Source organism: Sphingomonas sinipercae (assembly GCF_011302055.1).
GTDB classification, from domain to species: domain Bacteria; phylum Pseudomonadota; class Alphaproteobacteria; order Sphingomonadales; family Sphingomonadaceae; genus Sphingomicrobium; species Sphingomicrobium sinipercae.
This window is the reverse complement of record NZ_CP049871.1, coordinates 459,801-476,142: the sequence shown is the minus strand read 5'-3', so window position 1 is coordinate 476,142 and position 16,342 is coordinate 459,801. Positions and strand designations below refer to the sequence as shown.

Below are 16,342 nucleotides of genomic sequence, written 5' to 3'. Positions count from 1 at the left end.
CGGCTTATGCCCCGGGCAGCCAGCCTGCAAGTTCGCGCCGGATCAGCGCATCGAGCATCTGCATGCCTTCATCGGAATCGTTCAGGCATTCGAGTACCGCCAGGTCGGTCCCGCCAGCAGCGATAAAGGTGTCGCGCCCGCGCAGCGCCAGCTCCTCCAGCGTCTCGACGCAATCGGCCGAGAAGCCGGGCGCGGCGATGGCGATGCGCTTGACCTGTTGCGACGGGTAGCTCGCAAGGACGCTATCGGTTGCCGGCTCCAGCCATTTGGCCCGACCGAACCGCGACTGGAAGGCGATGTCGGTCGGGATCGACAATTGCTCGGAAAGCAGCCGCGCGGTCTTCTGGCAGTGGCAATGATAGGGATCGCCCAGCTCGAGCGTGCGCTGCGGCATCCCGTGAAAGCTGAGCAGAAGGCGTTGCGGCGCGAATCCGAGCCCACCGAGCTGGCGTTCGATGTTCGCCTTCAGTGCGCCGATGTAAGCAGGATCATCGTGATGAGGCGGAAGCGTCCGCAGCGCCGGCTGGCGGCGAACCGATGCCAGTGCCGCGAACAAGGCATCTTGCGCCGTCGCCGTCGTGGCCGCGCAATATTGCGGGTAAAGCGGTGCCGCCAGGATGCGGTCGCAACCGGCCGAAAGCATCCGGTCGACCACGGAGGCGATGCCGGGGTTGCCGTAGCGCATTGCAAACTCGACGATGACGTCGCCGCCCAAGCGCCGCCGCAGCGCTTCGGTCTGCCGCCGAGTGATCGCTGCCAGCGGCGACCCCTCGTTGGTCCACACCTGGCGATAGGCATGGGCCGATTTCTTCGGCCGCGTGCGCAGGATTATGCCGTGCAGGATCGGCTTCCAGGCGATCGCCGGAATCTCGATCACGCGCGGGTCGGACAGGAATTGCGCAAGGTAGCGACGCACCGCCCCCGGATCCGGCGCGTCGGGCGTGCCGAGGTTGATCAGTAGCACGCCGACGCGGCCATGGGCCACGGCCGGGTGACCGTCAGGCTTCGGGGCCGTGATCAAGCCGCGTACTTCGCCTTCAACGCGACTCGGTCGATTTTGCCGGTGCCGAGTCGTGGGAGCGGTTCGTCGCTGAAGATCATACGCGCCGGAATCTTGAACGCTGCCAGCCGCGGCTCGAGGAAGGTGCGCAGCTGTTGCTCGTTGAGCCCGTCGCGGCAGTGCAGGATTGCGATCGGGACTTCGCCGAGCCGCTCGTCGGGCACGCCGAACACCGCCACCTCGGCGACCGACTGGCATTCGTAGCAGGCCGCTTCGACCTCGGCGCTGGAGATATTCTCGCCGCCGCGAATGATGATTTCCTTCTTGCGGTCGACGATGAACAGATAGCCTTCGTCATCGAGGAAACCGATGTCGCCGGTTCGAACATAGCCATCGGCGGTGAACGCTGCAGCGGTCGCTTCCGGGTTGCGCCAATAGCCGCGGATGTTCGACGCGGTGCGGATCGCAACCTCGCCGATCTGGTCGCTTCCCAAATGGAGATCGCCTTCGCCAAGGATCGCCAGGTCGACGAACGGCTTTTGCGCCCGGCCGGTCGATGCCGGCTTGGCCGCGTAGCTGCCCCAGAAGTTGCTGGCCCCGCACGCATTGGTTTCGGTCAGCCCGTAGCCCATCGCCGGATTGGCGTGCGGAAACTCCTTGGCGATCCGCTGCACGTGCGTGACCGGGCGAGGCGCGCCGCCGGCGGTAATGTCCTTCAGCGACGACAGGTCGTAGCGATCCCGGTCGGGGTGGTTCATCAGTTCCAGGCTCATCGTCGGCACGCCGACGAAATAGCTGATCCGCTCCTTCTCGATCAGCCGCAGCGCTTCGCCCGCGTCCCACTTGGGCATCACCACCATGCAGCGCCCGACGACGAAACTGTTGAGCATCACCGGCACTTCGCCGGTGACGTGGAACAATGGAACGCTAAGCAGAGTGCGCGGTGGCGTTTCGGGCGCTCGCCCCTCTTCGGTCAGCAGGCCGAGCAACGTCATCAGCCCAACCGCGTAGCTGTAGGTGCCGGTAACCACCGCTAGCTGGGTCGACACCGCGCCTTTCGCTTCACCGGTGGAGCCGGAAGTGAAGAGGATCGTCGCATCGTCCTCCGGCGCGGCCTGCGGCAGGTCGCCAGTTGCCGGCTCCACCTCCATCAGGGGGCGCAACGCCTCCGCCAGCGGTTCGCCGACGTCGAGGACGGCAATGTCTACATCGCGTCCCGTCGCCGCAATCCGCTTGGCGCGGGGCGGATCGGCCAGAACTAGCTTGGGTTCGACCAGGTCGAGCCCGTGCTTCATTTCGTGCGACTGCCACCAGCCGTTTACGAGGACGATCACCGCGCCGACGTGAGCAAGCGCCATGTAGCTGACGATCCAGGCGGGGCAGTTGCGCATCGCGATCGCTACCCGGTCGCCCCTGCCGATGCCGCGCGCCGCCAAGTGGGGCGCAAGGTCCTGAGCCCAGCGCTCGAGGTCGCCGAAGGTCAGGCGTTCGTCGCCGGCGACCACGGCCTCGCGATCGGGATAAAGCGCGCAAAAGGTAGTGAAGAGCCCCGACAGAGTCGGCGGGAAATTGGTCGCAATCGGGCGCCCGTCCGGTCCCTCGCCAATGACCATCCGGCCCCCTGGACCGATAACCTTGGCCAGCATCTCGTCGAACCTGCGATCGAGCTCGCTCGCCATCGGCCTTCCCGCTCCTTTGCCTTTGCACCTGTGCGCCTTATGAGGCGCTGTTCATTCAGGGGGAAGCCTTGCAAGCAGCCATTTTCGCAACAGCCGCGATCGCGTGGGCGGACTTGCACCTCAATCCCGTCGCACTCGACCTCGGCTTCTTCCAGTTGCGCTGGTACAGCATGGCCTACATCGCCGGGGTCGCGCTTGGCTATTATTACATGGTCAAGCTGCTTGCCCAACCGGGCGCGCCGATGGCGCGGCGCCACGCCGACGACCTTATCTTCTACGCTTCCCTGGGAATCCTGCTGGGTGGCCGGATCGGCTACGTCCTGTTCTACAATCTCGATTATTACATCGATCATCCGGGCGAGGTGTTCCGGCTGTGGGACGGCGGCATGTCCTTCCACGGCGGCCTGCTCGGAACCGTGCTCGCGGTCTTCTACCTGTCGTTGAAGAACAAGCTCTCGCCGCTCAGAGTCCACGATTATGTCGCCTGCGTGGCCCCGCTCGGGCTGTTCCTGGGCCGCCTCGCCAACTTCGTGAATGCCGAACTGTGGGGCGCGCCGACCAACGTCCCTTGGGCCGTGCGCTTTCCCGAAGTCGTCGCCGGGGCGTCCATCCTTGGCCCGCCACGCCACCCGACGCAGCTCTATGAAGCGCTGCTTGAGGGCGTGGCGCTGTTCGCGATCCTCTGGTGGATGTTCTGGAAAACCGACGCCCGCTACAAGCCGGGCATGCTGGTCGGCGCGTTTGGCCTGTTTTACGGCCTGTTCCGCTTCCTGATCGAGTTCGTCCGCGAACCCGACGCCCAGCTGGTCGAGTTCGCGCGGGTCAGCGGCCTGCACATGGGCCAATGGCTGTCGCTGCCGCTGATCCTTGGCGGAGTCTATCTGATGGCGACCGCGAGCAAGCGCAGGGTCCGCGTCGAACCGACGGTCGGGACTGCAAGCGTCTCTTGACCCCGCTGGAACGGGCGCTTCGGGAGCGCATTCGCTCCGACGGGCCGATCACCCTCGAGGCCTATATGGAGGCCTGCAACGCTTATTATTACGCGACCCGCGACCCGCTTGGCGCAAGCGGCGACTTCACCACCGCGCCGGAGATCAGCCAGATGTTCGGCGAGCTGGTCGGCGCCTGCCTCGCCGACTGCTGGACGCGGGCCGGACGCCCCGGGAAAGCAATCTATGCCGAGCTTGGGCCGGGCCGAGGCACCCTTGCCGCCGATGCCTTGCGAACGATGCGCATGGCCGGGCTGGAACCGCCGGTGCATCTGGTTGAAACCAGCCCCGTCCTTCGCGAAGCCCAGGCGCAAGCGGTACCCGGAGCAATCTGGCACGATAGCATCGACGACTTGCCGCAAGCGCCGCTGACGGTGGTCGCCAACGAGTTTTTCGATGCACTGCCGGTGCGGCAATTCGTCGATGGCGTCGAACGCCGCGTTTCGGTGGCCGCGGGCGGACTGGCCTTCGATCGCGACGGTCAGGTCGTCGAACAGTCGCCCGCGCGCGCCGAAGCCGCCGCCGCGCTAAGCGGCTCGATCGCCACGAATGGCGGGGTCGCCCTGGTCATTGACTACGGCCACGCGAAAAGCGCGCCCGGCGAGACGTTGCAGGCCCTGCACGGACACAAGTTCGCTGCGGTGCTCGACCGCCCCGGAGAGCAGGACCTGACCGCCCACGTCGACTTCGAGGCGCTTGCCGAGGCCGCGCGGTCGGCCGGTGCCAAAGCGTCGCCGGTGGTCACGCAGGGCCTGTGGCTCGAACGTCTCGGCATCGCCGCCCGTGCCGCTTCGCTGGCGCGACGTCACCCGGATCGAACCGAGGAAATCGCGGCTTCCCATCGCCGATTGTGCGACCCGCAGGAGATGGGATCGTTGTTCAAGGTCATGGCCATCCATGCGCCCGAGTGGCCCCGGCCGGAGGGCTTCGAATGACGATCGCCTACCGACCGGCCCAAATCGCCGACGCGGCCGCCATCGACCGCGTTTTCCGACAGAGTTTCTGCGACACCTTCGGCCACCTTTACGGCCCGGAGGACCTGGCCAGCTTTCTCGGCGGATTTACGCCGGACAAGTGGAAAGGGGAGATCGCAGACGCCGGTTTTGCGTTCCGCGTTGCCGAGGATGCCGGCGAATGCATCGGCTACATCAAGCTGGGCCCGCTATCGCTTCCGGTCGAACCGGGCGGCGCGGCGATCGAGCTTCGGCAATTCTATTTGCTTCACGCTTACACCGGCCAAGGCATAGCCGCCGAACTGATGGAGTGGGCGATCGGGGTCGCGAGGGAGCGCGGCGCCCGCGAAATCTATTTGTCGGTCTTCACGGAAAATCACCGCGCGCGCCGCTTCTACGAACGCTACGGGTTCGACTATGTCGCGCCTTACACGTTCATGGTCGGCAACCATGCCGACGACGACATCATCATGCGCCTGACCCTGTGAGCGTCGAGGCGGTCCAGGCCGCGGGATTGCGCGGACTCCCGCACGGTTTCCTCGGCCGCCGCGGCGGCGTGTCGACTGGGGTCGTGGCCGGCCTCAACGTCGGCACAGGCAGCGCCGACGACCCGGAGGCCATTGCCGAGAACCGGCGGCGAGCCGTCGACGCAGTGCTTCCCGGAGCGCTGCTGGCGACGGTCTTCCAGGTGCACTCCGGAGATGCCGTGTTCGTCGCTGAACCGTGGCCGCACGAGGCGCGGCCGAAGGCGGATGCGATGGTTACCGACCGGCCCGGGCTGTTGCTTGGCATTCTCACCGCCGATTGCGCGCCGGTCCTGTTCGCCGATGCACAGGCGGGCGTGATTGCCGCCGCTCATGCCGGCTGGCGCGGCGCCTTGGCCGGCGTGACCGACGCGACCATCGCCTTAATGGAGCAGCGCGGCGCTCGTCGCGACCGGATTGCCGCCGCGGTCGGGCCATGCATCGCCCGCGCATCGTACGAAGTGGACGAGGGTTTCCGGGATCGCTTCGTCGCCGCCGATCCTGCCAATGCCGCCTTTTTCTCCCCGGGCGCTGGCCGGCCGCACTTCGACCTCGAAGGCTACGTCGCGCAGCGGCTGCGGAACGCCGGCCTGGCGCAGGTCGAAACGCTCGGCCTCGACACCTACGCCGCCGAGGATCGCTTCTTCAGCTTCCGCCGGGCGACGCACCGAGGCGAGCCCGACTATGGCCGACAAGTCAGCCTTATCGGCCTGCCGCCAACTTCGGCTTGACCGCTCAAGCAAGCGGGGCCTAGCGCCACCGCCAGTGAGGAGATTTACGTGCCCAACGAAGACGAGATGACCGGAACCCCGCAGCGGCGGCCGAAGAAGCCGGTCACGACCATCGGCAATCACAAGCTGAACCCGGCGACGCTGATGATGGGCTACGGCTTCGATCCGGCGCTGAGCGAAGGCTCGCTGAAGCCGCCGGTGTTCCTCACCTCCACCTTCGTGTTCGAGAATGCGGCCGCCGGTAAGCGCTTTTTCGAAGGCGTGACCGGCAAGCGCCCGGGCGGCGCCGAAGGGCTGATCTACTCGCGCTTCAACGGCCCCAACCAGGAAATCCTTGAGGATCGCCTTGCGCTTTGGGAAGGCGCCGACGACGCGCTCGCTTTCTCCAGCGGCATGTCGGCGATCGCTACCCTGTTCATGACCTTCGTCCAGCCGGGCGACGTCATCGTCCACTCCGGCCCGCTCTATGCGGCGACCGAAGGCCTGATCGCCAAGATTCTGGGCAAGTTCGGCGTTTCGTACCTCGACTTCCCCGCCGGCGCGACGCGTGAGGAAATCGACGCCGTGCTCGCCGCCGCCAAGCAAAAGGGCCGGGTCTCGCTCATCTATCTCGAAAGCCCGGCCAACCCGACCAACGCGCTGGTCGATGTCGAGGCCGTCGCCGCCGCCCGCAAGGCGGCATTCTCTGGCGATGAAGTGCCGCCGATCGCCATCGACAACACCTTCCTCGGCCCGCTTTGGGCCAAACCGCTCGCGCAGGGCGCGGACCTGACCATCTATAGCCTGACGAAATATGCGGGCGGCCATAGCGACCTCGTCGCCGGTGGGCTGGTCGGCGAAAAGGGGATGATCAACCAGGTGCGGATGATGCGTAACACCATCGGCACGATCTGCGATCCCAACACCGCATGGATGCTCCTGCGCAGCCTGGAAACGCTCGAGCTGCGCATGAGCCGCGCCGGCGAAAATGCCGCCAAGGTCTGCGAATTCCTCCGCACTCACCCGAAGGTCGAAACCGTCGGCTACCTCGGCTTCCTCGAAAAAGGCTCGCGGCAGGCGGACATCTACAACCGCCACTGCACCGGCGCCGGGTCGACCTTTTCGCTCTACCTCAAGGGCGGCGAGAAGGAGGCGTTCGCGTTCCTCGACGCGCTGAAGATTGCCCATCTCGCGGTCAGCCTCGGCGGTACCGAGACGCTGGCGAGCGCGCCCGCGGCGATGACCCATCTGTCGGTCCCCGACGAGCGCAAGCAGGCGCTCGGGATCACCGACAATCTGGTGCGCATCTCGATCGGAGTCGAAGACCCGGACGACCTCATCGCCGATTTCGCCAACGCGCTGGAGGCAGTTTAGCCTTCTACCTCCGACCACCAGGCGGCGTAAGGCGTGTTACGCACTAAGTGTCGGTTGTAATCGGGATCGCCATCGGTCCACCACGGCGCGCCGCGTTCGCCCAACGCAACCTTGGCCGAATGGACGTCTTTGCGCGCATGAGCGAGCGCCTCGGAACCAGGCTCGGCCGAGCGAATCGTGCGCCGAGCTTCCATGAGTTTGCTTACGAGCCGCTGCCGCTCAGCCTCCGGCAAGTTCGGATTGGTGGCGCGCCACAGCCGTGGGCCGGCTTTGCCGACGATCGCAAAGTATCGCCCATCGGGCGTCCTTGGCGGTGCAGGCCTGGTTTGGGGCACGGCTAGCCCCAGTCCTCCACCGCCCAACCACGCTCACCCGCTAGCCGCCGCAGCCGGTCATGTGGGTTCACGGCCACCGGCTCATCCGACCACTCGAACGCGGGCGCATCCGACGCGTGGTCTGAATAGAAGCGGACGTGGCCGTGCTTGCCGGCTAGGCCGCTCTTTTCTACCCAGTCGGCGATCATCCGCATTTTCTCCACTCCGTAGCAATTGTTGCCATGAATGCGGGCGTGGACTCTCTCGTCGAGGCCGATGACCGAGCCGGTGGCGATGACGTCGTCGAACCCCAGGCGCTCCGCGATCGAGGCGGCGTAAAGGCGATAGGAAGCAGTCGCGAGGACCAGGCGGCGGCCCTCCTTCCGGTCGCGGGCGATGGCGTCGCGTGCACCGGGCCGGATATTGCCCGCAACCGTCGCGTCGGCAAAGCTGTCGGCGAGCGGCTTTAGCCGCGATGCGTGGATGTGCCGGCCGATCAGCAGAGCCTGGCAGATTTCCTTCAGTCGGCCGCGGTCGAACAGCCCGGCGACATAAGCAAGCATCGCCAGCGCGACCACCGGCACGAACACCAGCCGCCACTGCTGGCGCCGCATCGCGCAGTGCAGCAGGAACGGCGTGTAGGTCGCCCGGCGCGTGATCGTCCGGTCGAGGTCGTAGACGGCAAGGTCGCTCATGCGCGTTCCCGAAGCAATTGTTCGACGAGCGTCAGGTCGGCATCCTTGTCGACATCCACGGCGGCGAGCGGGTCGCTCATCCGCACCGCGACCAGTTTCAGGCCGAGCTTGCGGCCGACCGTGCGCAGCGTCTGGTCGAGCGTGCGGAGCCGCAGGACGGCGCCGACCAAGGCCAGCGGCCCGAGGCTCAGTAGCAGGCGCAACCCCTTCTTACGATCCTGCTCGACCGCCCGCCATTTCTCGATCGCCGGGCGAACTTGCGGCCCGCGGAGCAGGAACAGGTTGGCCCCGCTGTAACCGCCGTCGCGAAAGCGGATCCAGGTCCGCTTGGTGTCCGGGAGCCGCCGCATCAGCGCGGCTTCGCCGACCAGCCCGATCGCCACGTCGGCCCCGGCGGCGCCCGTCACCAAGTCGTAGATCATGCCGCTGGTCAGCAGGGCATGATCGGCCGTGGTGACGAGCAGCGGCCATTGCGTGGCCGGGTCGTCGATCAGCTGGACAAGGGTCGCGGCGATGGTCGCGGCGGAAGCGCTGACCGCCGTGCGCGCATCGGCGGGGAGGACGGCGGCGATGCGTTCCGGCTGCTGCGAAACGACCAGGACACGCGCGATTCCGTCAGTCGCCAGCAGGGTCAGTACCGGGCGCCGGACCATCGGCTCCCCGCCAACCGGGATAAGCGGCTTCAAGTCCGTCCCATGCGCCTCGGCGAAGGCATCCCGGCCCGGCCGGGAGCCCGCCAGCACCAGCGCGGTGAGGCCGGTCACGACAACCAGGACCTGATCGGTCCGCCGACCTGGCGCGCCGTTTCCGCCTGCGCGATCCGGACGGCGTGGAAGATCAGCGAGAGCAACGTCCACAACGCGACCAGTTCAATGCCGACGTCGGGACGGCCGAACAGCAGGGCGGCAAGGAGGATCGCCATGTTCGGGTTGCGCCGCGCAGTGATCAGCCGGAACTGGCTGTCGATCGGCCGCCACGTGTGCATGTCCAGGCCGAAGCGGGCGAGGAAGATGCCCTCGAAGACGCGTTGCATGACGTAGCCGATGACGATGACCGCAAGCAGGTTCGCGGCATAGACGGGCTCTAGCGGACGCCCGTAAGCCCCAAGGCCGTGCAACCAGGCCCACCACCAGAACGGTGGGTGCACCAGGTCGACGCCGTGGTCGAGCACATTCCCCCACCAGGAAGCGGTACCGGTGCAGCGCGCGAGCTTTCCGTCGACCGTGTCGAGCACCATGAACACGAAACCGGACAGCATCCCGGGCCAATATTGGCCGATCCAGAACAGGTAGAATGCAAGGATGCAGCAGGCCGCGCCGACCAGGCTCACCATGTTCGGGCTGATTCCCGCCTGCGCGGCCCAGCGGGTCAGGTAAAACGCGGGCTTGCGCCACACGTACAGCGTCAGCGCATCGGTCACGCCTTTATATGCCCCGTCGTAAGCGGCACGTTCGACCTGGTCCGCGGTCTGTTCAGTCAATGGCAGGACGAATGGGCGTTCGCGTTTGCGAAGTTCGTCGTTGGTCAGTTCGACGGTCGCCGCGTCGAGCTGCTCAAAGCCGGTCAGGTCGCCGGCATGAACCCGATCGATGTCGCTGCCCGCCGGCAGGTGCGCCAGGACGGCAACGCCGTCGCAGACGATGACCGCGCCGGGCCGCTTCACCAGCATCTTCAGCCACAAGGGATCCCAGGCATAATCGATGTTCGCAAGCAAAGTTGGCGCATCCGGCCGCGGCGCGTCGCTGCATTCGAGACCCGCTTTCGCAGCCAGGCGGCAGGCACGCTCCCGCGCCGGCACGCCGAAGACGCGGGTTTCATTGGTTCCGACAGGGACGAAATCGGGGCGGGCAGGCGTATCCATCGCGCGGCTGTGTAGGGGCGAGACGCCCGCCGTGAAAGTGGGCTGCGTCGGCGCCCTTGCCGCGACAACGCAAATGGCGCACTCTTTAGTCAGATGGCCGCCAGCGTCGCACAGCAGGAGGAAAGTGACGGAGGCGCGACCTATCGCATGGTCGGCGCCATCACCATTGCGCGCGCCGCCAGCACCGCCCGGGAAATCGAAAACGCGCCCGATCCGCTGACCATCGACCTGTCCGAGGTCAGCCGGATGGACACGGTTGGCGCATGGCTCGTCTATCGCACCGTGCGCGACCGCCAGGCGAAGGTCGTTGGCGCCAGCAGCGAACTCCAAAGCCTGCTCGACCAGGTCGCCGAAGCGGACAAGCCGGCGCGGGTCCGGCCGGAAGAAAGCGGCGGTTTCGGCCGCGTCGTCCGCGAACTTGGCGTCTGGGTAATCGAAGTCGGCCACACCCTCGTCGGCTTGCTCGGCTTTTTCGGCGCTACCTTGCTTGGCTTCGTCGCGTTGATCCGGCGACCCAAGCGGTTCCGGTTCAATTCGGTCGTCCAGCGCTTCGATGTCGTCGGCGTGCGCGCGCTCGGAATCATCGGCCTGATGAGCTTCCTCATCGGCATCGTCGTCGGCCAGCAGGGCGCGGTCCAGCTGCAGCAGTTTGGCGCCGAAGTGTACACCATCAACCTGATCGGCCGCATCACCGTGCGTGAACTTGGCGTCCTGATGACCGCCATCATGGTCGCCGGCCGCTCCGGATCTGCCTTCGCCGCGCAGATCGGGACGATGAAGCTTACCGAGGAAGTGGACGCGATGCGCACCATCGGCGTATCGCCGATCGAGGCGCTGGTGATCCCGCGGATGATCGCTGCCGTGGTGATGATGCCGCTACTGGGCATGTGGGCGATCCTGTCTTCGCTGCTCGGCGGCGGGCTGTTCGTATGGCTGGTGCTTGGGATTCCGCCCGCGACCTACGTGCAGCGGCTGCAGGAAGTCATCCCGATGACCGACCTGTGGATCGCGCTGATCAAGGCGCCGGTGTTCGGTTTCATCATCGCGCTTGCCGGCTGCTTCCAGGGAATGCTGGTCGAAGGCGACAGCGAGGCGGTGGGCCGGCGCACGACGACGGCCGTGGTGCAGTCGATCTTCCTGGTCATCGTCCTGGACGCGGTCTTCGCCGTCTTCTTCAGCTCGATTGGATGGCGATGAACGAGCGCAAACAATGCGACCCGGTCATCGAGGTGCGCGGCCTGCGCAACGCCTTTGGCGAAGCGGTCGTCCACGACGGTCTCGACCTAACCGTCTGCCGCGGCGAAATCCTCGGCGTGGTTGGTGGGTCGGGCACCGGCAAGTCGGTCCTGATGCGCTCGATCATCGGCCTCCAGAAGCCCGAGGCCGGCGAGGTCGAAGTGCTTGGCGAGAACATGATCGACCGCCCGGAGGACGAGGCCAAGAACATTCGCCGCCGCTGGGGTATCTTGTTTCAGAACGGCGCCTTGTTCTCGACGCTGACCGTGGCCGAAAATATCGAAGTGCCGATCCGGGAATATTTCCCGTTCCTCAAGCCGCCGCTGCTTGATGAGATCGCGTCCTACAAGATCGCGATGAGCGCCTTGCCTGCCGACGCCGGCCCCAAATATCCGTCGGAGCTTTCGGGCGGCATGGTCAAGCGCGCCGGGCTTGCGCGCGCGCTCGCGCTCGATCCGGAGCTCTTGTTCCTCGATGAGCCGACCGCCGGCCTCGACCCGATCGCTGCCGCATCTTTCGACGAACTGATCCTGTCGCTGCAAAAGAAGCTCGACCTGACGGTGTTCCTGATCACCCACGACCTCGACACTTTGTACGCGATCTGCGACCGAGTGGCGGTCATCGCCGAAAGGAAGGTGATCGCGGTCGGAACGATTCCGGAACTATTGGCATTGGATCACCCGTGGATTCAGGAATATTTCAACGGCCCGCGGGGGCGGTCCGCCGGAACGACGGCCAGGGAGCACGCTGAAGCCTGATGGAAACGCGATCCAATTTCGTGCTGGTCGGCTCGGTCACGCTGGCTTTGCTGGTGGCGACCTTGCTGTTCATTGTCTGGTTGAGCGGCGTCTCCAGCGAAGAACGCAAATGCTACGACATTTATTTCAGCCAGGGCGTCGGTGGGCTCAACAAGGGGTCCAACGTCAGCTTCTCCGGCGTTCCGGTCGGCCAGATCACGAAGATTTCCCTGCTTCCGAAGCGTCCTGAGTTCGTCTGGGTGCGGATCGAGGTCGACGAGGAAACCCCGGTCCTTCAAGGTACGACGGCGCAGGTCAAAGGCGTCGGCTTCACCGGCGTCAGCGAGATCCAGCTTCAAGGCGCGGTCAAGGGCGCCCGGCCGATCGCCCAGCTCGGCCCGGAGGGTTGCCCTGTCATCCCATCGAGCGCTGGCGGCCTTGGCGCCTTGCTCAACAGCGCTCCTGAATTGCTCGAGCGGATCCAGCGCTTGACCGAGCGGCTGACCGAACTGCTGTCCGACAAGAACCAGAATGCGATTTCCGACATTCTCGAGAATATCGACCGCACGACCCAGGTGCTTGCCGACCGTGCCCCCGAACTTGGCGATGCGATGGCCAGCGCCAAAGTGGCGTTGACCAACGCCGGCATCGCCGCCGAACGTGTCGCGGCGCTGGCGGACAACACCAACCGGCTGGTCAACGACGAGGGCAAGCCGGCAGCGCAGGACCTGCGCAAGGCGATCGCTTCGATGCAGCGGGCCGCGGACAATCTCGACACCGTGATCACCGAAGCCCGCCCGGGCATCCAGAACTTCAGCAAGTCGACCTTGCCGGAGGCCAATCGCCTGGTCCGCGACATGCGCGAACTGACGCAGTCGCTGCGCGGCGTCGCCGACCGCGTCGAACAGGGCGGCATCGGCGGCACGCTCGGCCCCGAGAAGCTGCCCGATTACGAACCGAGGAAAAAGAAATGACCCCGCTGTTGCGTTTCGCAGGACCGCTCACGCTCGCGGTATCGCTGGCCGGCTGCTCGCTCGGCGGCCTGCTTGGCGGCGGCAAGGCCCCGACCGTGCTTTACGACCTGACGCCGGCGGCACCGCCCACCGGCGCCATTGCGCGCCAGTCGAGCGCCGGGTCGGCCGTGACTGTCCGCGTGCCGGTCACCAGCAAGGAATTGCACACCATTCGCGTGCCCGTGCAGGTCAATGCGTCGCAGGTCGAATATGTGAAGGACATGCAGTGGGTCGATACCCCCGACCGGCTGTTCCAGAAGCTGGTTGCGGAAACGATCCGGCGGACCACTAGCCGCGTCGTGCTCGACCCGCAGCAGTCCGGGCTCGATCCGGGAATCACGCTGAGCGGCGAGCTGCTCGATTTCGGCTTCGATGCGCAGCGCGGCGTCGTCATCGCCCGCTACCAGGGCACGCTCGCGACCAACGGCGGCGCCAGCGTGCAGAGCCGCACTTTCGTTGCCGAAGCACCGGCCGACGGAACCACCGCGACGGTGGCACCGGCGCTCAACGCCGTCGCCAACCAGGTCGCGGCCGAAGTCGCGCAATGGATCGGCGGCTAGGCCCCTAGCCGAGCGATTTGGATGCTTGCTCGAAAGCGTCCTTCGACAATCCCGGGGTCCCAACGATCCGTTCAAGCTGCGCGCGCATCAGCGCCTGGCGCTGTTCGTCGAACCGGCGCCAGCGGCCCAGCTGCGGAATGAAGCGCGCCGCCATTTGCGGGTTCAGCTTGTCGACGGCGAGGATCATGTCGGCGAGGAACCGGTACCCGCGCCCGCCGGCGGCATGGAATGCCCACTGATTGGCGCTGAAAGTGCCGACCAGCGCGCGCAGCCGGTTCGGATTGGCGATAGTAAACGCCGGGTGGCGAGCCAGCCGTTCGACATCGTCCAGAGTTTCGGGCCGCTGCGCCATCGCCTGCAGCGCGAACCATTTATCGATCACCAGCGGCTCCGCTTCGAAGCGGGTGTAGAAACTTCCCAGCGCCTGTTCGCGCTCCTCACTGTCCAGCGACACCAGCACCGCAAGCGCGCCCTGCCGCGCGGTCATGTTGTCGGCGGAATCGAATTGCTGCTTGGCGCGCCGTGCGCCGTCGGCGGAGTCGGCGGCGGCAAGGTAGGACAAGGCGCCATTGCGCAGCTTGCGCGCGCCCTTGGCCTCCGGCGACAGGTCGCTGCCGCCCGGCGCCGAAGCAGCGTGGAGCGCCAGGAGGTCCGTCCGAAGCGCAATCGCCAGATCGGCCCGCAAGCTTTCGCGGGCGGCGTGAATGGCGTCCGGGTCGACCTGCTCCATCCGGTCGCCGATGACCGCCTCCGTCGGAAGCATAATCGCGTCGGCCTTCAGGGCCGGGTCGAGCGAGTTGGATTTCAGAGTCTCCGCCATCGCCCTGATCAGCGGCGCCGAATCGGTCGGCTCGCCACGGCTGCCGGCGATGAGCAATTGCAGCATCAACTCCTGCATCGCCTCATATCGGGCGAAGGGATCGGTATCGCTCTGGGCCAGGCGCTCCAGCGCGTCGCCATCCCGGTCCACGGCCATCACCACCGGCGCTGAAAAGCCGCGGTTGATGGAAAGCAGCGGCCGCTCGCGCACATCGTCGAAAGCGATGCTTTGCTCCGGCCGGTCGAAAATGATCAGTTGCTCCTCGCCGATCTGGGCGCCGCTGTCGGCGCCGATCAGGGCGGTGCGCAGCGGGATCGGCATCGGCGCCTTGACCGGCTGCCCGGGGGTCGGCTTGACCGTCTGGGTCAGGTGCAGGGTCGCGCGTCCGCTGGCCAAATCATGGTCCAGCCGCGCGCCGACCAGCGGCGTCCCGGCCTGCCCGTACCAGATTTTGAAAGCGGACAAGTCGACCCCGCTGGCATCTTCCAGCGCCCTGACGAAATCGTCGCAGGTCGCCACTTCGCCGTCGTGCCGCTCGAAATAGAGGTCGGTGCCGGCCCGGAATTTGTCGGCCCCAAGCACCGTCCGCAACATCCGGATCAGCTCCGCGCCCTTGTTGTAGATGGTGGCGGTGTAGAAGTTGGAGATTTCCAGATAGCCGTCCGGCCGTACCGGATGCGCCAGCGGGCCCTGGTCTTCGGGGAATTGCGCGGCGCGAAGCACCTTCACATCATCGATGCGTTGCACCGCGGCGCTGCCCATGTCGGCGGAAAAGCCCTGGTCGCGAAAGACGGTGAAGCCTTCCTTCAGGCTGAGCTGGAACCAGTCGCGACAGGTGACCCGGTTGCCCGACCAATTGTGGAAATATTCGTGCGCGACGACCCGCGCGATATTGTCGAAATCGGCGTCGGTCGCGGTGTCGGGATCGGCCAGGATGTAGGCCGTGTTGAAGATGTTGAGGCCCTTGTTCTCCATCGCCCCCATGTTGAAGTCGGACACGGCGACGATGTTGAACAGGTCGAGGTCGTATTCGCGCCCGTACACCTCTTCGTCCCATCGCATCGACGCCTTCAGCGCGGCCATCGCGTGGGCGGTCCGCGGCAGATCGGCTTCGCGCACCCAGATGTTCAGCGCGACCTTGCGGCCGCTCATGGTTGTGAAGCTGTCGCTGTTGGCCTTGAGGTCGCCGGCGACGAGCGCGAAGAGGTAGCATGGCTTGAGGAACGGATCTTCCCACTCGGCCCAATGGCGCCCGCCCTCCGCCTCGCCGCTGCGCAGCGGATTGCCGTTGGTCAAAAGAACTGGGAAGCGCTGCCGATCCGCCGCCATCCGCACCCGATATTTGCTGAGCACGTCAGGCCGGTCGGGGAAGAAGGTGATCCGCCGGAAGCCTTCCGCCTCGCACTGGGTGCAGAGCATTCCGCCCGATGCGTACAGGCCCATCAGCTGCGTGTTGGCCGCCGGGTCGATCCGGACTTCGGTCTCGACGACCGCTTCGCCGGCGGGGACCACGACCACCAGCGCGGCGCCGTCCAGCTGCCACTGCGCGTCCATGCCATCGACCTTGACCGTCACCGGCGTCAGTCCATCGCCGTCGAGCCGCAGCGGCCGATCGTGGTCGCCGTTTCGCCGCACATGCAAGCGGGCGCGGACGGTGGTGCTTTCCGGATCGAGGTCGAAATCGAGCTCGACCTCCGGCACCAGCCAGTCCGGCGGCCGGTAATCGAGCCGGCGGATTTCCTGGTGGGTCGGGTTTTGCGGATTTTCCGCGGTCATTCGGACGTCAGCCATGGTCCGGGTCTAGGGAGCGGGCCGGCGGCGCGCAATGCGACCCAACCCGCCCCTGGAGCGTTCAACCGCTGACGAAGGAGACCCGA

Annotated in this window: 15 protein-coding genes; 9 read left to right on the top strand and 6 right to left on the bottom strand. The window is 66.2% G+C overall.

The window, feature by feature from the left end:
• Positions 1-4: 4 nt before the first annotated feature.
• Both hemH and G7078_RS10870 read right to left on the bottom strand, forming a co-directional pair.
• A complete protein-coding gene (gene hemH, locus G7078_RS02515; RefSeq protein WP_246166434.1) occupies positions 5-1,021 on the bottom strand; it encodes a ferrochelatase in 1,017 nt (338 codons plus the stop codon).
• Complete coding sequence (locus G7078_RS10870) at positions 1,018-2,679, bottom strand: class I adenylate-forming enzyme family protein (protein ID WP_246166432.1); 1,662 nt, start codon at positions 2,677-2,679, stop codon at positions 1,018-1,020. Before G7078_RS10870 ends, hemH begins: the two co-directional genes overlap by 4 nt.
• A gap of 68 nt (positions 2,680-2,747) precedes the next feature.
• Here G7078_RS10870 and lgt point away from each other — a divergent pair, with 68 nt between their 5' ends.
• The 5 genes from lgt to G7078_RS02490 all read left to right on the top strand — a co-directional run bounded on the left by lgt (position 2,748) and on the right by G7078_RS02490 (position 7,229).
• Positions 2,748-3,629, top strand: coding sequence for a prolipoprotein diacylglyceryl transferase (gene lgt / locus G7078_RS02510; protein ID WP_166092659.1), 882 nt, complete (start codon positions 2,748-2,750; stop codon positions 3,627-3,629).
• Positions 3,626-4,603, top strand: a complete 978-nt coding sequence (locus G7078_RS02505; RefSeq protein ID WP_246166430.1) for a class I SAM-dependent methyltransferase — start codon at positions 3,626-3,628, stop codon at positions 4,601-4,603. Before lgt ends, G7078_RS02505 begins: the two co-directional genes overlap by 4 nt.
• On the top strand, positions 4,600-5,109 hold the full coding sequence (locus tag G7078_RS02500; protein WP_166092654.1) for a GNAT family N-acetyltransferase: 510 nt from the start codon (positions 4,600-4,602) through the stop codon (positions 5,107-5,109). Before G7078_RS02505 ends, G7078_RS02500 begins: the two co-directional genes overlap by 4 nt.
• The gene (gene pgeF, locus G7078_RS02495; protein ID WP_246166428.1) at positions 5,106-5,876 is read left to right on the top strand and encodes a peptidoglycan editing factor PgeF; all 771 of its coding nucleotides are present in this window, start codon (positions 5,106-5,108) and stop codon (positions 5,874-5,876) included. The genes G7078_RS02500 and pgeF overlap by 4 nt, the downstream gene beginning before the upstream one ends.
• A gap of 66 nt (positions 5,877-5,942) precedes the next feature.
• On the top strand, positions 5,943-7,229 hold the full coding sequence (locus tag G7078_RS02490) for a cystathionine gamma-synthase family protein (protein ID WP_166096069.1): 1,287 nt from the start codon (positions 5,943-5,945) through the stop codon (positions 7,227-7,229).
• 337 nt (positions 7,230-7,566) lie between these two features.
• Here the strand turns inward: G7078_RS02490 and G7078_RS02485 are convergent, their stop codons facing one another.
• From G7078_RS02485 to G7078_RS02475, 3 genes are read right to left on the bottom strand one after another with little or no spacing between them, the layout of a single operon-like run.
• On the bottom strand, positions 7,567-8,238 hold the full coding sequence (locus G7078_RS02485) for an HAD family hydrolase (protein ID WP_166092652.1): 672 nt from the start codon (positions 8,236-8,238) through the stop codon (positions 7,567-7,569).
• On the bottom strand, positions 8,235-9,002 hold the full coding sequence (locus G7078_RS02480) for an NTP transferase domain-containing protein (RefSeq protein WP_166092650.1): 768 nt from the start codon (positions 9,000-9,002) through the stop codon (positions 8,235-8,237). Before G7078_RS02480 ends, G7078_RS02485 begins: the two co-directional genes overlap by 4 nt.
• Complete coding sequence (locus tag G7078_RS02475; RefSeq protein WP_166092647.1) at positions 8,999-10,099, bottom strand: CDP-alcohol phosphatidyltransferase family protein; 1,101 nt, start codon at positions 10,097-10,099, stop codon at positions 8,999-9,001. The genes G7078_RS02480 and G7078_RS02475 overlap by 4 nt, the downstream gene beginning before the upstream one ends.
• Before the next feature lie 93 nt (positions 10,100-10,192).
• On the opposite strand from G7078_RS02475, the gene G7078_RS02470 reads away from it, so the two are divergent.
• Genes G7078_RS02470 through G7078_RS02455 form a run of 4 tightly spaced genes read left to right on the top strand, consistent with a single transcriptional unit; the run spans position 10,193 to position 13,645 of the window.
• The gene (locus G7078_RS02470; protein WP_166092645.1) at positions 10,193-11,296 is read left to right on the top strand and encodes an ABC transporter permease; all 1,104 of its coding nucleotides are present in this window, start codon (positions 10,193-10,195) and stop codon (positions 11,294-11,296) included.
• Positions 11,287-12,093: an ABC transporter ATP-binding protein gene (locus G7078_RS02465; protein WP_166092643.1), complete on the top strand. Its 807-nt coding sequence runs from the start codon at positions 11,287-11,289 to the stop codon at positions 12,091-12,093. Before G7078_RS02470 ends, G7078_RS02465 begins: the two co-directional genes overlap by 10 nt.
• Entirely contained in the window at positions 12,093-13,046 is a 954-nt protein-coding gene (locus tag G7078_RS02460) for an MlaD family protein (RefSeq protein ID WP_166092641.1), read from the top strand. Before G7078_RS02465 ends, G7078_RS02460 begins: the two co-directional genes overlap by 1 nt.
• A complete protein-coding gene (locus tag G7078_RS02455) occupies positions 13,043-13,645 on the top strand; it encodes an ABC-type transport auxiliary lipoprotein family protein (RefSeq protein ID WP_166092639.1) in 603 nt (200 codons plus the stop codon). Before G7078_RS02460 ends, G7078_RS02455 begins: the two co-directional genes overlap by 4 nt.
• Positions 13,646-13,649: 4 nt before the next feature.
• Here G7078_RS02455 and pepN read toward each other — a convergent pair whose 3' ends face one another.
• Positions 13,650-16,256 (bottom strand): aminopeptidase N, encoded by a 2,607-nt coding sequence (gene pepN, locus G7078_RS02450; RefSeq protein WP_166092637.1) that lies wholly within the window; start codon positions 16,254-16,256, stop codon positions 13,650-13,652.
• Positions 16,257-16,342: the final 86 nt, after the last annotated feature.